Raw genomic sequence first — 17,384 nt, forward strand, 5'->3', positions numbered from 1 at the left:
TTAGATGAGATTAATTTTAAATATAATGAACAGGGTTTAATGCCTGCGGTTGTTCAGGATTTTCAGAGCAGAGAGGTTCTGATGGTGGCCTATGTAAATGAAGAGTCACTTAATTTGAGTCTGGAAAAGAGAGAAACAGTATTTTACAGCCGTTCTCGCCAGGAATTATGGCATAAGGGAGAAACTTCTGGTAACACTCAGGAGATTAAAGAAATTTATTATGACTGTGATCAGGATACAATATTATTTATGGTTGATCCTGCTGGACCGGCCTGTCATACAGGTGAAAATTCCTGTTTTTATCGTAAAATTGCAGAGGATACTGATTTAAAAGCCGAAAAGATGATGAAAATGGAGCAGGAGGCTCAGCAGATAGAAACCGAATTTGAAACAGAAAAAGTTGTAGATTTTCTATATGATTTAATTTTAAGCCGGAAGCAAGAAATGCCCGAAGGCTCATATACCACCTATCTTTTTGAAGAGGGTATAGATAAGATTTTAAAGAAAGTGGGAGAAGAATCAGCCGAGGTGATTATTGCCTCCAAAAACGAGCCAGAAGAAGAGTTAGTTTATGAAACAGCAGATCTGGTTTATCACATGCTGGTTTTGCTGGTCGAAAGAGGAATTAATCCCGACCAGATAAGAAAAGAGTTGAAAAAGAGACATAAATAGATAGATTACCTTAGGTACCAGGTATCTAAATCGGTTTTTTGTACCTGGCACCTAAAAATATATCTAAATATCAAAGGCGGTTCTGGTTCTCAGGGCTGTCTTTTTTCTGTCTCTATGGTATAATATAGGAAAATACTATCGTTAACAGTTGTTCTCAGGGGGGTCAGACAGATGGAAAAGATGTTTAATAAATTTAAGTATATAATAATAATTTTATTGGCTTTGATCATGATTTATATTTTTTCAGGGCAATATTCAAACGTCAAAGAAGTAGTGGAAGATAAATATAACAGTCGGCAGCAGTTAGTAGAGAAAAATATTTTGCAGACTGTAAATTATATTAATAATGCCTACAAAATTGTAGAGCAGCAGTTAAATCAGGAGATGAGAGATTACTCAGAGCAGATGGTGGAAAAATACAGAGAAGAACCAGATGTTATGAACTGGAATTTAGCTGAACTACAGCAGCAGTTTCCTGGTTATGATATTTATATCATTGATCAGAGTTTAAAAATTATTAAAACTACATATCAAGAAGATCTGGGACTTGATTTTTCTAGATTCAGCAGTTTTGCTTCTGTCTTAAGAAATCGAATGAATGGAAATGAATTTGAAGTTGATCGAATTGATCTATCGACTCAGGCTGGAGAAATAAAAAAATACAGTTATATGCCCAGCCCTGATCATCAATATTTATTTGAATTAAGTGTCAGTATTGAAGATCAATATCCCTCTTTTCAGAGTTTAAATTTATTTAAAGATGCGACTGCTTTAACTTCGGAATATGAGATGGTAGAAGATATTTCTTTTTACAGTGTGGAACCTCTAAATTATGATGTTGCCAAAATTAGAAATAGCAAAAAGCCCTATATAAACCCGGATGTACCAGAATTTGAAGAAGAATTAGCCCGGCAGACCGTTATTAATAATTCCAGACAGGAGGATACAGCTAAGATAGAGGGAACGCAGTACCGATATCGGTTTTTTCCTGCTTTGGTAAGTGATGCAGAAAATGAGCAGGGCTGGAATTCTTATGTGGTAGGGATTGTTTATAATGAGCAGATAATGAGAGATGAAATCAGCAGTCACCGCCGCTTATTTGCAGTTAATATTGTCTTACTGGCAGCATTGTTTGCCAGCTTTATCGCAGTTGTGGTTTACTTATTAAGAAAATTTGAACACCAGGCCTATCATGATAAATTAACCGGTCTGGCAAATAGAAAATATTTTGTAGAAGAGTTCAAGAAGCTTAAGGAAGCAGCTGATTCTTCTGGTAATAATATTGGAGTCGTTTTTATAGATATTGATAAATTTAAAGAAATTAATGATAATTATGGTCATGATATAGGAGATAGAGTTTTAGAAAATATTGCCTCCAGAATGGAAAACAATTTGAAGGAAACAGATATTACTGCCAGAATGGGTGGAGATGAATTTGTAGTTGCTCTGGCTGATTTGAATTCTAAAACTAAGATAATCAAAGTAGTAAAGAGACTAATAAAAGAGCTAAAAAAGCCACTTATTATTGATGGAGAAGAGATTGTTATTGGGGTCAGTGCAGGTCTAAGTTTTTATCCCGATGATAGTAAAGAACTAGAAAAACTTATCAAAAATGCTGATGCAGCAATGTATAAGGCAAAAAGAAAAGATACTGATATAGAAAGTAATTAAAATTTATTATTAAAATTCTATGGCGCAGGGAGTACAAAATATTCTATACTCTCTGTCCATATTTTTTTACCCTACTATTTAAGAATATAATAAACTAAATAATTAAATACTAATTTAGATTAATCAAAAGGGGAGGGAAAGAAATGGAGATAACATATAAAGCAATAGGAAAAATTAGGTCACCATTTAAGGGCCCTGAAGGAACTCCTATTCAGCCAACAGCCGCAGGGTCTGCTGCGGGGAAGATAGAATTATTACCTGAATATCAGGAAGGACTCAAAGATCTGGAAGGCTTTTCTCATTTAATATTATTGTATCACTGTCATCAGGCCGGAAAAGCTGCTTTAACAGCAAAACCATTTATGGAAGATAAAAAGCATGGGATTTTTTCTATTAGAGCACCCAGCCGTCCCAATTCAATCGGACTTTCGATTGTTCGTCTGGAAAAAATTGAAAATAACATTTTACATATCAAGGATCTTGATATTCTGGATAAAACTCCACTACTTGATATTAAGCCCTATGTACCAGAATTTGATAGAAGAAAAGATGTTAAAATTGGCTGGATGGAAACAAATATCAATAAACTTTCTTCTCTCAAAGATGATGGTAGATTTGCTGATAAGTAAGATTTGATTTTATCTAAATATATTCTGGCGGTTATAGGAAGAGGGAAATAGATGGAGGAAAAGCAAATTTTGTATAGAAGTAAATATATAAGTGAAAAAAATATCATAAAGAATGTTTTATCAAATAATTTTAAAAATAAGGAGTAATCAATATGAGTTATGAAAGTCTGAGGGAATTTATTGAAGTGCTTGCTGAAAATGATGAATTAATTAGAATCACAGCTGAAGTTGATTCTGATCTAGAAATAACTGAAATAGTTGATAGGGTGGTAAAAAATGATGGTCCGGCACTGCTATTTGAAAATGTTAAGGATTCCGAGATGCCGGTTTTAATTAATGCTTTTGGTTCCTACAAAAGAATGGAGCTGGCCCTGGGTGTAGATAATTTAAATCAAATTGGCAGTAGAATAGAAGCTTATCTGAATACTCCGGTCCCCGAAAATTTTATTGATAAACTAAAGACACTGCCTCTTTTAAAAGAACTTAGTGATTTTTTTCCTGTGACAGTAAAAAGTGCTCCCTGCCAGGAAGTAGTAAAAAAAGATGTTGATTTATCAGAGCTTCCAGTTTTAAAGTGCTGGCCAGAAGACGGGGGAAAGTTTTTTACTCTGCCCCTTGTTTTTACTAAAAATATAATAAGCGGTCAGCAGAATATGGGAATGTATAGAATGCAGGTTTATGATAAAAGCACTACGGGAATGCACTGGCATATTCATAAAGATGGTGCAGCTAATTATAGAGATTATTTAAATGAAAACAAAAAAATGGAAGTTGCTGTTGCTATTGGAGCTGACCCGGCAACTATCTATTCTTCAACAGCACCACTTCCATCCCAGATTGATGAGATGTTATTTTCAGGATTTTTAAGAAAAAAACCTGTTGAAATGGTAAAATGTAAAACAGTTGATTTAAAAGTTCCTGCAAATGCTGAAATTATTCTTGAAGGTTATGTTGACCCAGAAGAATTAAGAAAAGAGGGTCCTTTTGGAGACCATACGGGATACTATTCTTTAGCAGATGACTATCCTGTTTTTCATGTTGAAACAATTACCCACCGCAGAGATCCAGTTTATAATGCAACAATTGTTGGTAAACCACCTATGGAAGACTGTTTTATTGCAAAGGCAACAGAACGTATTTTCCTTCCTCTTCTAAAGATGACTCTGCCGGAAGTTGTGGACATGAATTTACCTCTGGAAGGTGTTTTTCATAATTGTGCTATTATATCTATTAATAAAAGTTATCCCGGGCAGGCAAAAAAAGTAATGCATGCTCTCTGGGGAATGGGGCAGATGATGTATACTAAGATGATCATTATAGTGGATAAAGATGTTGATGTTCAGGATTTATCAACAGTTGCCTGGAAAGTATTTAATAATATTGATGCTGGCAGAGATGTTGTAATAGTAGAAGGTCCGCTTGATGCGCTGGATCACGCTTCTCCTAGAGCTAAAATTGGCAATAAAATGGGGATTGATGCCACAAAATCCTGGGCAGAAGAAGGCCACAGCAGAGAATGGCCGCCAGAAATTGAAATGAGTGAAAAGATTAAAGATCTGGTTGATCAGAGGTGGAATGAGTATGGGATCAACTAAAAAAAAGATTAAAAACTATTCTTCACTTGTCATGTTTGAGCATACTATTTTTGCGCTTCCCTTTGCTTATTTTTCTTTATTTCTGGCTTCAGGAGGATTGCCAACTTTCCATAATTTTTTCTGGATAACGATTGCTATGATTGGAGCCCGAAATGGTGCTAATTCCTGGAATAGAGTTGCAGATTATAAAATTGATAAATCAAATCCGCGCACAAAAAACAGAGAAATTCCTGCCGGAAAAGTAAAGAAAAAAGAAGCAGTGCTCTTAACAATTTTTTGCTTTATTTTGCTCTTAACTGCTGCACTTAATTTAGATCCTTTAGCAATTAAGTTAATGCCGCTGGCGGTTATCTTTATCTGTTTTTATTCTTATACTAAACGCTTTACATGGACCTGTCATTTGATCCTGGGGGCATCAGTTGCTCTGGCACCTCTGGGAACCTGGATTGCAGTGCGGGGTGATCTAACTGCAGGGGCAGTAATGCTGGCTTCGATTCATGCTTTATGGGTAGCAGGATTTGATATTATATATGCCACTCAGGATTATGATTTTGACAGAGATAATGATATCAACTCTATTCCTGCTAAATTTGGCATTAAAAAGGGCCTTGAAATTGCCAGAGGATTACACTTTTTGGCTGTTATTATAATGTTTTCTCTGCCATATTTTTTTCCAGTCCTAGCTTTGATTTATTTGTCAGGTGTTTTTTTAGTAACCCTGCTTTTAATATATGAACATCAGATTGTAAATCCTAACGACCTGAGCCAGGTAACGATTGCTTCCTACAGCATTAATCAGATAATAAGTCCGCTTCTATTTCTGGCAGGAGCAGCAGATATTTTAATTTAAACTCGCAAAAAGTATTGAGGAGGAAAATTCTATGGAAAAAATACTGACAGTTATTACTGGAGCCAGTGGTGCCCTTTATGCTAAAAAATTTATCGAGATAATAAATAAGTTGGATAAAAAACAGACAATAATCATCAGCAATCCGGGCAAAGAGGTTTTAAAACATGAGCTTAACGATAAATTTCCTCGGGGAAATGAAGAAATATTAAGCTTTATCAAAGCAGAGTGGGATCTGCCCCGGCCTAATCTTTTAGAAATAGCTGCTGTAGACAGTTTTAATTCACCGGTGGCAAGTGGTTCAAATGCAGCTGATTTTATGGTTGTAATACCATGTACTATGGGAAGTGCTGCCCGTTTTGCTCAGGGTATATCGACAAATCTAATTGAGAGAACTTTCGATGTAATGTTAAAAGAAAAAAAGAAGATTATAATTGTTCCCAGAGAATGTCCTTTAAATCAGATTCATCTGGAAAATTTATTAAAATTGAGTCAGCTGGGTGTAGACATTATTCCAGCAATGCCGGCCTTTTACCAAAAGCCTGAGTCTATTTCTGATTTGGGAGATTTTTTAGTAGGAAGAGTCCTGGATCATCTTGGCATTAAACATTCTCTTTATAAAAAGTGGAATGGATCTAAATAGATTTTAGTCGTATAAATAAATACTAGGAGGAATAAAAAAATGAAAAAAAGTTTAAAAGTTAGTCTTGTTATTCTTGTTTTGTTAATTGTGTGTACTTTTCCGGCAGCTGCAGCTTTAAAAGTGGGGATTCTCCCTGATGCAGATTCAATACCACTTATAGTAGCCGAAGAAGAGGGGCTTTTTGCTGAAAGTGGTTTAGAAATAGAGATTGTTAGTTTTAATAATCCTATTGAGAGAGATAGTGCCATACAGGCAAATGCAATAGATGGAGCAATTTCTGATGTTCTGTCGATTTTATTTTTTGTTGATAATGGGCAAAATGTCAAAATAACTTCTCTGACAAATGGAAGATATGTTCTACTATCTGGAAAAAATACTGAGATAAGAGATTACGAAGATTTGAAAAATGTTGAAATAGCAATTTCTTCAAATACAATTATTGAGTACATAACTGATAGGCTGGTAAAAACAAATGGTTTAGAAGATGAAGAAATTGCAAAGGTTGCTATCCCTAAAATTCCGGTAAGACTTCAGATGCTGGAGGCCGGAAAAGTTAAAGCAGCCTGTTTACCTGAACCCCTGGCAAGTGTTTTAATTAAAAATGGAGCAAATAAGATTGGAGAAAGTACTGAACTGGGTGAGGCTCCAGGGATAATGCTGTTTAAAGAGCAGGCAATAGAAAAGAAAGAAAAGGAAATAGAAGCTTTTTATACTGCCTATTTAAAAGCGGTAGAGCTGCTAAATGAAGATTCCGATCAGTATCGTGACTTACTGATTGAAAAAGCTGGATTTCCGGAAAAAATAAAAGAAAGTTTTGTATATCCCGAATATGATAAACCTCATTTACCACAAAAAAACACTGTTGATCTGGTTATAGACTGGATGGAAAGAAAAGATTTAGTCGAAGGGGAATATAAATTTCAGGATATTATTGAAAGTAGATTTGTAGAATAATTTTCTTTATTTAAAGTGGAAGTAATAAATTGACTAAAATTATTAAAAGAATTGATTTGGCGAATAAAGCTGGTGATAGAATGAAAGTCTGCTCGCAAACTTCGTGGGCTTGTCCCGAGGAGGGTCAAAATTATCAAAACATCAATTAAATATATATTATCAATACTTATAATAATATTTTTCTGGCTTTTAGCTGCTTTAGTAACTAAGACCCAGATTATACCTCTACCTGCTTCAGTATTTAAATCATTAATAAAATTAAGAGTAGAGTTATCCATTCATATGCTGGCCAGCCTGCGAAGAATTGTTTTTGGGGTAGGCAGTGCTTTTATTGTTGCAGTTCCCGCCGGGTTGATGATTGGTAGATTTAAAGTTCTAGACAGCTATCTTGCTCCTTTTATTTATCTGGCTTATCCAATCCCCAAGATTGCCTTTCTGCCAATAGTTCTATTGTTTTTTGGACTTGGGGATCTGGCCAAAGTTTTTTTGATAGCTCTGATAGTCTTTTTTCAGATCCTGGTTCATACGCGTGATGCAGCCAAATCTATAGATCAAAAACTAATATTATCTGTTAAATCATTAGGGGTCTCAAAGGTACAGCTGTTCTGGCACCTTATTTTACCTGCCTCACTGCCTAGAATATTTACAGCTATCCGGATAAGTTTAGGCACTGCTGTAGCCGTTTTATTTTTCACGGAAACTTTTGCTACTTCTGAGGGTCTTGGCTTTTTTATAATGGATGCCTGGACAAGAGTTAATTATAGTGAAATGTTTGCAGGAATTATGGCATTAAGTTTTTTAGGCCTTATTTTATTTCTGATAATTGATTTTATCGAGAGGCTTGTCTGTCCCTGGATCTTTCTGGAAGAGAAAAAGAATAAGGAATTAACTAAGAAGAAATGATACCTGTCCCTGCGGCAGTGGTAAGAAATATAAAAAGTGCTGTTTATAAAATTATTTTAAATATTTAGCTTAAAATTGTAGTTTGTTTACTTTCTTTATTAATTTAATCCTCTATAATGTAGTTACAAATACATCTAATAATTTTATAAGACAATAAGAAAGGATGATATTTATGAAGAAAGTAACAAAAAGAGTAGCTGGAGCTGGTGCAGCGGTGGGAACTGCTGTGGCCTATGGATCATTGTTAGTTAACACCTGGTCCTAGAATATTGTTATTTAAATAAAAACTTAGCTCGAGAAAAATTGCCCGGGCTAAGTTTATTTTTTTGCAAAAAAGTTTATAAAAGCTAGAAATGTTTAAACCACAGCTGTCTAGAGTAAGCTTTATTGATCCAGAACTTCATTCATACTGCCGCTTCTGTAGCCCTCTAAATCAAGAGTGATATAAGTATAACCAATTTCTTTAAATTTAGAGACAATCTTTTCTTTTTTACTTAGCATCAGAGGCAGGTCCCCGGGCAGCACTTCAATTCTGGCTGTGTTTTGATCATGATGTCTGACTCTGAATTGACTGATTTCCTGATTGCGCATAAATCTTTCCGCCTGATCTACCATTTCTAATTTCTCAACAGTAATTTGATCACCATAAGGAAAACGAGAGGAAAGACAGGCAAAAGCTGGCTTATTCCAGGTCGGTAAATCATATTCCTTAGATAAAGCTCTAATGTCATCTTTTGTCATTTCAGATTCTTTAAGAGGACTTTTCACTTCCATTTCTCTGGCTGCCTGCATACCCGGGCGGTAATCATGAAGATGATCATCATAGTTTGAGCCATCTAAGACATAATTATATCCCTTTTGTTCAGCTACCTTTATAACTTCTGAAAAAAGCTCTTTTTTGCAGTAATAACATCTTTTTTGATCATTTTTGACGAAATTTTCATTATCTAATTCAGTAGTATGTATTAAATGATGCCGGGCTCCGATCTCAAGCGCAAGTTTTTTTGCTTCCTCTTCTTCTTCAGAAGGATAGGTTTCTGCACAGGATGTTACAGCAAGTACATTTTCCTTCCCCAGAACTTCTACAGCTGCTTTTAGTAAGAAAGTACTGTCCACGCCTCCAGAAAAGGCGATAGCAGCAGATCCCATTTCTTTTAATATTTCTTTTAGTTTTGAAAATTTATTTTTCAGTTCTTCCAATTTAAATGACCTCCATAAAGTACTTTTTTAATAACTCTGATTTAATAATTATGATGACCAGTCCCAAATAAAACCGAATAAATCTATAAAGATTAAACTAAAGATATCATATTTAAACTGATTTTGTCAAAGTACTGTTTGCTTTGGTCAGACACAGATTAATAAATTCAGCAGCTGAATCCTGCAGAAGCTAAAGCAGGAATCTTAATTTTTACCTTTAATTATAAATTAGCAGCACAAAAATTGAGGGAGGGATAAAATTCATGAAAACTGTAGTTATTGGTGGTAGTGGTCATATTGGTTCATATTTAGTACCAGAATTAGTTAAGGCCGGACATCAGGTTGTAAATATTTCTCGAGGTCAGAGCCAGCCTTATCTTGATGATAGTGCCTGGAATAGGGTTGAACAGGTTAATCTGGATCGGGATCAGGAAGCTGATTTTGAAGCAGAAATTGCAGCGATGAATGCTGACATTATTGTTGATTTAATTAATTTCAAGCCCGAGGATACTAAGAGAATGGTTGATGCTTTAAAGGGCACAAAGTTATCACATTATTTATTTTGCTCATCTATCTGGGCTCACGGTAGGACTGAGCTGCTTGCAGCTGATCCAAATACGATTAAAAAAGAAGCTCTGGATGATTATGGCTTAAATAAGTTTCAGAGTGAACAGTATTTAAAAGAAGAGTATCGGAGAAATGATTTTCCGGCAACAATAATTATGCCGGGACAGATTTCAGGTCCAGGCTGGTTGATTATCAGTCCCTTTGGCAATATAGACCCGGAAGTATTTGAAAAGATTGCTCGAGGAGAAAAGATTTATCTGCCCAACTTTGGCATGGAAACTCTGCATCATGTCCATGCTGCTGATGTTGCTCAGATGTTTTTTAAAGCTATTAACCACAGAAATCAGGCATTAGGTGAAAGCTTCCATGCTGTTGCTGAAGATTCTTTTACCTTATATGGTTATGCAAAGGCAATGTACGGATTCTTTGATCAAAAAGCAGATATTGAATTCTTGGACTGGGGAAAGTGGTGTGATTATATAGATGATGAAGAACAGACTGAACAGAGTTATTATCATCTTGCCAGAAGTGGTTTTTTCTCCATTGAAAATGCTAAAAAGTTAATCGATTATCAGCCCCAGTATTCGACAAGGAAGACCGTTGAAATAAGTATTGAAAGCTATCTTGATCGAGGTGTTATTGATATTGAAAAATAGTTTATAATCAATTATCCATATTTAATGTTCTTAAATTTCTTGTGTAATCCTAGTGATTATTTATATAAAAAGAGAATTATTTAAGCTTTTTTGAATTCAAATTCTTGTTTATTATAATTATTTTATAAAATTTTAATTACAGGATGTGATAGATTAATGAATAAGAAAGAAGAGATTTTTGAAATTTCTATGAAATTAGCAGATAGTAATCAAGATAAAGGTTTAACTGCTAGGGTAATTGCTAAAGAAGCAAATATTTCACGTTCTAATGCAAGTCGTTACTTAAATGAGCTTGTTAAAGACGGTAAAATGAGAAAAATTAAAGGGAGACCAGTTAAATATCAGATAATAAAAAGTAATAATGATAATGTAAAGAAAATTGATAAAATTATCGGAGCGGAAAGCAGTTTGAGGATTTCTGTTCAGCAGGCTAAAGCAGCAATATTATATCCTCCGGATGGACTGCATACACTTTTACTCGGGGAAACTGGAGTTGGCAAGTCATTTTTTGCAAAATTAATGTATAATTTTGCTGTTGAAGAATCAGTGCTGAAATCAGGTGCTCCTTTTGTCCAATTTAATTGTGCGGATTATGCGGATAATCCGCAGCTTTTAATGGGACAGCTTTTTGGAGTAAAAAAAGGAGCATATACCGGGGCCAATAAAGATTCAAACGGATTATTAAAAAATGCAGATGGAGGAATGTTATTCTTAGATGAAGTACATCGATTACCTCCACAGGGCCAGGAAATGTTATTTACCTTTATAGATAACGGATTTTTTAGGATGTTAGGAGATACTGATAAAACTATCGAAGCAGATGTAAAGATTGTTGCTGCTACCACAGAGTCTCCCGGGTCGTATTTATTAAAGACTTTTCAAAGAAGAATACCTATGGTTATAGAATTACCTGCACTATCAGAAAGAACTCTGGAAGAAAGATATAAATTAATCGAGAGTTTTATTAAAAATGAAGAAAAAAGAGTTGGTCAGGAAATTTTAATGTATAAAAATGCTTTAAAATCATTTTTATTATATGACTGCAAAAATAATATTGGGCAATTAAAAAGTGATATTCAGCTGGCCTGCGCAAAGTCGTTTTTAAATTATAAATCAAAAAACAATCAGAAAATTGACCTACTTAAAATTGGTCAGGAAGAATTACCACACCATGTCAAAAAAGGAATTATGAACTTGCCAGATAAAAGAAAAGAATTAGATGATATTATTAAAAATAAAAGCAATCTAATATCTTTTAGTAATGATATTAATATTAATAATAATCAGGCAAGAAAACCTGCGAAAATAGCAGATAAAAATTATATGTTTTATGATGTAATAGAAGAAAAGATTTCTGTTTTAGAAGAAAATGGATTAAATAAAAATGAAATAAGTGAGATTTTAAATATTGATATAGAAAAACATTTTAAAAATTATATTGGCGACTTGCCAAAAAATTTCAAAAAGAGTAAGATAGATAAGATAGTTGGGGAAGAAATAGTAAGTTTGGTTGAAGAAATATTTAAATTGGCTGAAAATAGACTAAATAGAAGTTATGATGAAAAAATATATTATGGACTTGCTCTTCATTTAAAAAGGAGTATTGCAAGAATAAAAAACGGGGAAAAGATTTATCATCCAAATTTAGATGAAATAAGATCAGATCACTCCCAGGAATTTATTACTGCAATGGAAATTGCTTCAATGATTGATGAGAAATTTTCTTTAAAAACACCACTTGATGAAATTGGTTATTTAAGTATGTTTCTTACTGAAAAGCCCTATAACTATGGTAAAAATGATTTAAAAAAAGTTGGCATTTTAGTAATAATGCATGGTAGAGCTGCTGCAACAAGCATGACAGAAGTAGTTAATAATTTAATTGGAGAGCAGCATGCTGAAGCTATTGATATGCCGCTGGCAATGAATCCTCAAGAGGCATATCAGCAGGCAAAGGATAAAGTAGTAGATTTAAATAATGGTGGCGGGGTCTTAATAATGGTTGATATGGGTTCTTTAAGCAGTTTTGGAGAAATGATTGAAGAAGAAACCGGAGTAAAGACAAAAACGATTACAATGAGCAGTACGCCTACTATTTTAGAAGCTTCAAGAAAAGCAGTTTTGGGTGATGAACTAGAAGATATAATATATTCAGTTGAAGAAATTGGAAAAGAAAGTTATCAGCAAAAATTTGAAAAGTCTCTGAGTTTTGGAGAAAAAGAAAAAATAATAGATAAAAAACATAAAAAGAGATTAGCTGTTGTTACTGCCTGTTTTACAGGAGATGGAGCAGCAGTGAAGTTAAAAGATTTACTGGAAGAAGAATTAGAACTTGATAGAAATTTTAGTTTGATAACTTTACAATTAATGAATAAAGATGATTTAAAAAAAGAGATAAAAGAGCTTAAAAGCAAATACAAAGTATTAGCTGTTGTTGGTACAATAAATTTTGATATAAAAGATATTCAATACTTTTCAGCTGCAGATATTTTTACAGGTGATGCGATTAATAAATTAAAGAAATTAATTGATAGAGAAGAAATGTATCAGGAGATGAAAAAATCATTAATTGATCAATTTAAATATCTTGATAGTTTTAAGATTGTAGAAGAATTAAGAGACATAATTAGTAGAATTGAAAATAAATTAAATAAAGATATTGATTCTGGAATTGAACTTGGAATTTTACTGCATATGGCATATATGATCGAAAATGTTTTAGCAGGTGGAGAAAATAATAAATTTAAAAACATAGAGGAATATAGTAAAAAAAATAGAGTTAATCTGGAATTATTAAAAGGAATAGTAAATGATATTGAAGTGACATATAATATTGAGATAGATAAAAATGAACTTGCTTATATATTAGAAATGTTTCAAAATAATTAAAAATAAAGCTTTCGATAAGTGTGCAATTATAATTGCACACTATTTTTTTTGTGCTATTTTAGAATTTGAATAAAAAACTTAAAAAAATATTTATTTTTAGATTCCTATTGTGACAGTCTTTATAAAATAAATATAAAAAAATAAAGAAAAAATATAAAAAAAGGATGTTCTGGCATAGATAATGCATTTATATATAAGTGAGTCAAAAAAATGAAGGGAGGTTTAAACAAGAGTTTTTGTTCATTTAGAATAAAATGATAATCGATATTAAAAAAATTAAGGGGGATAATTATGAATATTTTATTAGTATGTGCTGCAGGAATGTCAACAAGTCTGGTTGTTAATAAGATGAAAAAAGCGTTAACTGAAGAAGAAAAAAACTGGACAATTGAGGCTCAGCCAGTTGATTCTCTAGAAGAAGTGATTGATGATTATGATGTTATTCTATTAGGACCTCAAATTAAGTATAAAGCAGATGAAATCAATAAAATTGGAGATGAATACAATACACCTGTTGGAGTTGTTGATTCTAAAGATTATGGTATGGGTAAGGGAAGAAATATTCTTAATCAAGCAATTAAATTAAAAGAAAACTATTAAAAACAAAAGGGGGATTATTATAATGGGTTTTTTTGAAAAAATGCAGGGATTTGTAGAAAATAAATTTGCTCCAATAGCTAATAAAGTTAGTAATCAAAGGCATGTTACGGCAATAAAAAAAGGTCTTATTACTACGTTGCCATTAACAATAATTGGTGGTGTTGCTTTAATCTTGGCAGTTCCTCCAGTTGATACAGAAATAATTCAACCAACTAATTTCTTTAATAGATTTTTACTTATGTGGAAAAGTTGGGCCACTGCTAATAATTCTATGTTAATGACACCATATAATTTATCTTTAGGTTTATTGGGGCTTTTTGTAGTAATAGGAGTTTCATATTTTTTATCAGAAAAATATGAGATAAACAAAATATCTGGCGTTATTACTTCGCTATTCACATTTTTGGTAGTTGCTGCTCCAACTCAAGCTGATAATCCAGCTGGTTTTATCTCAAGCAATTATTTAGATGCAAAAGGTATGTTTTCAGGAATAATCATTGCCATTATTACTGTGGAAATAACAAAATTTCTGCTAGAAAAAAATATAAAAATTAAAATGCCTGATGAAGTTCCTCCTATGGTAGCAGCTCCATTTGAAGCATTAATTCCAATAATAGTAAACGTTGTAGTGTTTATGTCATTAAATAGTCTGGTATTGTCATTATTAAATATGTCTATTCCAGAAATTTCTTTGAAAATTTTTGAACCTATTGTGATAGCATCTAATACTTTACCTGGTGTTTTATTAGTAATAATAGTTATAAATTTTCTCTGGTTCTTTGGTATACATGGAGGAGCGGTAGCTAATAGTGTGATTGTTCCAATTATTACAGCAAATGTTGCAGCGAATGCAGAAGCAGTTGCTCAAGGAGCAGCAATGCCCTATATTTTTTCAGGTAGATTTGTAAATCTTTTTGCAAATCTTGGTGGTTCAGGTGCTGCTTTGTCATTAGCGTTAGCAATGATTATTGTAGCTAAATCAAGCCATCTCAAGTCAGTTTCAAAAGTAGGTTTAGTACCCGCATTTTTTGGAATTAGTGAACCATTAGTTTTTTCAACTCCAATGATTATGAATCCCATGATCTTTTTTCCGATGGTTTTTGTTCCCATAATAAATGCCTCAATTACTTATTTTACTATGTCTACAGGTTTAGTTGGAAAAATATATGTTAATGTCCCATTTACGACTCCAGGTCCTTTTGGTTCATTTTTATCAACTATGGATTGGAGAGCGGCAGTTTTATGGTTTGTTTTAATAACAATTGATGTGATTATTTATATGCCTTTTGTTAAAGGGTATGATAAACAAATGTTAGAAGAAGAACAAGTTAGTGAGGTAGAAGCAGCTTAATAAAGAGGGGAGTCACAAAAATGAGTAAACCAAATTTAGTAATATTTATTGCTGATCAGATGAGAGCAGATTCTTTATCTCATTTGGGTAATAAGGCTTCTAAAACACCAAATTTAGATAAAATAGTTCAGGAAGATGGAGTTTCATTTAAAAACAATTATTGTCAGAATACTGTTTGTGTTCCCAGTCGTTCAAGTTTTCTAACTGGTTGGTATCCACATACTAAAGGTCATCGAACAATGCACTATTTATTAGAAGAAGATGATCCCATGCTTTTAAAAACACTAAAAAATAATGGATATAATGTTCAGTGGATTGGCAGAAACGATGTAATTCCTGCTGATAAAAGTTTAGATGATTATTGCAACTCATATTATAGTGGGTATGATAAAGTTAGTGAGGAAGAAAGGAAAAAATCTAGCAAGTGGAAAGAAAAATATCGGGGAGAAAACGACAGTGAAAGTTTTTATTCGTTTTTAGCTGGTAAAAGTGATAAAAATATTCCTTTTGTTCAGTATGATTGGAATTGTATAAATCGAGCTTTAAATTTTATAGATAATTATAATGATGAGCAGCCATTCTGTATATATATATCTTTGATTTTCCCCCATCCACCTTATGGTGCAGAAGAACCCTGGTATAGTTTAATTGACAGAAATAAAGTGAGATCTCCGAGACCAGTACCAGAGGATTGGGATCAAAAAGCCTCAATGTTAAAAGGTATATATGACCGTCAAAATCTGAAAAACTGGAATGAAGATAGATTTAAAGAATTAAGAGCTGTATATCTTGGTATGGTAGCACGAGTAGATCACCATTTTGGGATGCTTGTTAATAAGCTTAAAGAAAAAGAGTTATATAATAATACCTCTATGATATTTTTTGCTGATCATGGTGATTACACTGGGGATTATGGTATAGTAGAGAAAAGTCAAAACACATTTGAAGATCCTGTTAGTAATGTACCATTAATTATCAAACCACATAAAGGAATTAAGGTGAAACCGAGGGTTACAAAATCTTTAAGTGAACTAGTTGATTTATCTGCAACTGTTGCTGATTTAACAAATATTGAATTAGAACATATACAATTTGGTGAATCTGTAGTGCCTGTACTCGAAGGAGAAGAAAAGCATAAAGATGCTGTTTTTGCTGAAGGTGGCAGAATACATGGAGAAACTCAGGCTATGGAAAAAGGACATGGTCCTGAATCAGAATATTGGCCACGCTTAAATACTCAGGAACAAGAAGGTCCTGAGCATACAAAAGCTGTTATGATAAGAATGGGTAAATTAAAATATATAGAAAGACTTTATGAAAAAAATGAACTATATAATTTAGAAAGTGATCCAGATGAATTAAATAACTTAATATGTAGTGAAGATTATCAAGATCAAATTATTAAATTCAAAGCAAGATTATTGAAGTTTTATATGGAAACAGCTGACTATGTACCAGATAGAAAAGACAAAAGATATTAATATAAATGTTATACTGTAGTAATAAGATTATTATTATTTATAAGGGCTACAGTATAACTATAATCATTCTAAAATTTAGGAGAGATTAAGATGACAAATGAAGAAATTATATTTAAAATAATAACGGAAGCGGGAGACGCTAAATCCTTGGCATTTGAGGCGCTCAAAGAAGCTAGAAAAGGTGACTTTAAAAAAGCGAGAAAAAAATTAAAAAAAGCAAATAAAAACTTTAATAATGCACATGATGTTCAAACTGATTTAATATCTAAAGAGGCAAATGGGCAAAAGAATGAAGTTAGTATCCTTATGGTTCATGCTCAAGATCATCTTACTAGTGCAACCCTTGCTAAAGATTTAATAAAAGAAATGGTAAAAATGCAGGAAGAAATATTTAACTTAAAGGAAAACAAACAATAATTTAAGTGAGATTGGTAAAGTATATGTAAAAAAAGAAAAAAGTAATGATTGAAAATAGAACAGGTCTTCACGCAAGACCGGCCTCTCAGTTCGTACAGAAAGTAGGAAAGTTTAGTTCAGAAATTAAAGTCATTTTTAAAGACAAAGAAGTAAACGCAAAAAGTATTATGGGATTAATGAGTCTCGGAATAGGAAAAGGAAATGAAATAACTGTTAAAGCAGAGGGTAGTGATGCTGATGAAGCAGTAGAAGAACTTATTGATTTTATAGAAGTTGAACTATTAAAAGAAGATAAGTAAAATTTTATAA

Annotated in this window: 16 protein-coding genes; 15 read left to right on the forward strand and 1 reads right to left on the reverse strand. The window is 32.9% G+C overall.

Annotated elements, in window-relative coordinates; all coding sequences use genetic code 11:
• Window positions 1-39 precede the first annotated feature (39 nt).
• From hisIE to C7958_RS01755, 8 genes are all read left to right on the forward strand, one after another.
• A complete protein-coding gene (hisIE, locus tag C7958_RS01720; RefSeq protein ID WP_375669742.1) occupies window positions 40-672 on the forward strand; it encodes a bifunctional phosphoribosyl-AMP cyclohydrolase/phosphoribosyl-ATP diphosphatase HisIE in 633 nt (210 codons plus the stop codon).
• A 171-nt stretch (window positions 673-843) separates the two neighbouring features.
• The gene (locus tag C7958_RS01725) at window positions 844-2,343 is read left to right on the forward strand and encodes a GGDEF domain-containing protein (protein ID WP_111570949.1); all 1,500 of its coding nucleotides are present in this window, start codon (window positions 844-846) and stop codon (window positions 2,341-2,343) included.
• Between the two features lie 143 nt (window positions 2,344-2,486).
• Window positions 2,487-2,972: a tRNA (N6-threonylcarbamoyladenosine(37)-N6)-methyltransferase TrmO gene (gene tsaA / locus C7958_RS01730; RefSeq protein WP_111570950.1), complete on the forward strand. Its 486-nt coding sequence runs from the start codon at window positions 2,487-2,489 to the stop codon at window positions 2,970-2,972.
• Between the two features lie 152 nt (window positions 2,973-3,124).
• Window positions 3,125-4,567, forward strand: a complete 1,443-nt coding sequence (locus tag C7958_RS01735) for a menaquinone biosynthesis decarboxylase (RefSeq protein WP_111570951.1) — start codon at window positions 3,125-3,127, stop codon at window positions 4,565-4,567.
• A complete protein-coding gene (locus tag C7958_RS01740; protein WP_111570952.1) occupies window positions 4,554-5,417 on the forward strand; it encodes a UbiA-like polyprenyltransferase in 864 nt (287 codons plus the stop codon). Before C7958_RS01735 ends, C7958_RS01740 begins: the two co-directional genes overlap by 14 nt.
• Before the next feature lie 31 nt (window positions 5,418-5,448).
• Window positions 5,449-6,057, forward strand: coding sequence for a UbiX family flavin prenyltransferase (locus C7958_RS01745; protein WP_111570953.1), 609 nt, complete (start codon window positions 5,449-5,451; stop codon window positions 6,055-6,057).
• 39 nt (window positions 6,058-6,096) lie between these two features.
• Entirely contained in the window at window positions 6,097-7,011 is a 915-nt protein-coding gene (locus tag C7958_RS01750) for an ABC transporter substrate-binding protein (protein WP_111570954.1), read from the forward strand.
• Between the two features lie 282 nt (window positions 7,012-7,293).
• Window positions 7,294-7,914: an ABC transporter permease gene (locus tag C7958_RS01755; protein ID WP_243834214.1), complete on the forward strand. Its 621-nt coding sequence runs from the start codon at window positions 7,294-7,296 to the stop codon at window positions 7,912-7,914.
• Window positions 7,915-8,298: 384 nt separating this feature from the next.
• Here C7958_RS01755 and larE read toward each other — a convergent pair whose 3' ends face one another.
• Window positions 8,299-9,114, reverse strand: a complete 816-nt coding sequence (gene larE / locus C7958_RS01765; RefSeq protein WP_111570955.1) for an ATP-dependent sacrificial sulfur transferase LarE — start codon at window positions 9,112-9,114, stop codon at window positions 8,299-8,301.
• A gap of 263 nt (window positions 9,115-9,377) precedes the next feature.
• Between larE and C7958_RS01770 the strand changes: the two genes are divergently transcribed.
• The 7 genes from C7958_RS01770 (at window position 9,378) to C7958_RS01800 (ending at window position 17,374) form a co-directional block, all read left to right on the forward strand.
• The gene (locus C7958_RS01770) at window positions 9,378-10,337 is read left to right on the forward strand and encodes an NAD-dependent epimerase/dehydratase family protein (RefSeq protein ID WP_111570956.1); all 960 of its coding nucleotides are present in this window, start codon (window positions 9,378-9,380) and stop codon (window positions 10,335-10,337) included.
• Between the two features lie 156 nt (window positions 10,338-10,493).
• Entirely contained in the window at window positions 10,494-13,226 is a 2,733-nt protein-coding gene (locus C7958_RS01775; protein WP_111570957.1) for a sigma 54-interacting transcriptional regulator, read from the forward strand.
• A gap of 291 nt (window positions 13,227-13,517) precedes the next feature.
• Entirely contained in the window at window positions 13,518-13,826 is a 309-nt protein-coding gene (locus C7958_RS01780; RefSeq protein ID WP_111570958.1) for a PTS sugar transporter subunit IIB, read from the forward strand.
• A gap of 22 nt (window positions 13,827-13,848) precedes the next feature.
• Entirely contained in the window at window positions 13,849-15,177 is a 1,329-nt protein-coding gene (locus C7958_RS01785; RefSeq protein WP_111570959.1) for a PTS sugar transporter subunit IIC, read from the forward strand.
• A 20-nt stretch (window positions 15,178-15,197) separates the two neighbouring features.
• Window positions 15,198-16,658 carry a sulfatase-like hydrolase/transferase gene (locus C7958_RS01790; RefSeq protein ID WP_111570960.1) on the forward strand — a complete coding sequence of 487 codons (1,461 nt, stop codon included), beginning with the start codon at window positions 15,198-15,200 and terminating at the stop codon, window positions 16,656-16,658.
• A 90-nt stretch (window positions 16,659-16,748) separates the two neighbouring features.
• The gene (locus C7958_RS01795; RefSeq protein ID WP_111570961.1) at window positions 16,749-17,075 is read left to right on the forward strand and encodes a PTS lactose/cellobiose transporter subunit IIA; all 327 of its coding nucleotides are present in this window, start codon (window positions 16,749-16,751) and stop codon (window positions 17,073-17,075) included.
• Between the two features lie 44 nt (window positions 17,076-17,119).
• Window positions 17,120-17,374: an HPr family phosphocarrier protein gene (locus C7958_RS01800; RefSeq protein WP_166668436.1), complete on the forward strand. Its 255-nt coding sequence runs from the start codon at window positions 17,120-17,122 to the stop codon at window positions 17,372-17,374.
• Window positions 17,375-17,384 lie beyond the last annotated feature (10 nt).

It is taken from the genome of Halanaerobium saccharolyticum, assembly GCF_003259895.1.
Taxonomy (GTDB): domain Bacteria; phylum Bacillota; class Halanaerobiia; order Halanaerobiales; family Halanaerobiaceae; genus Halanaerobium; species Halanaerobium saccharolyticum_A.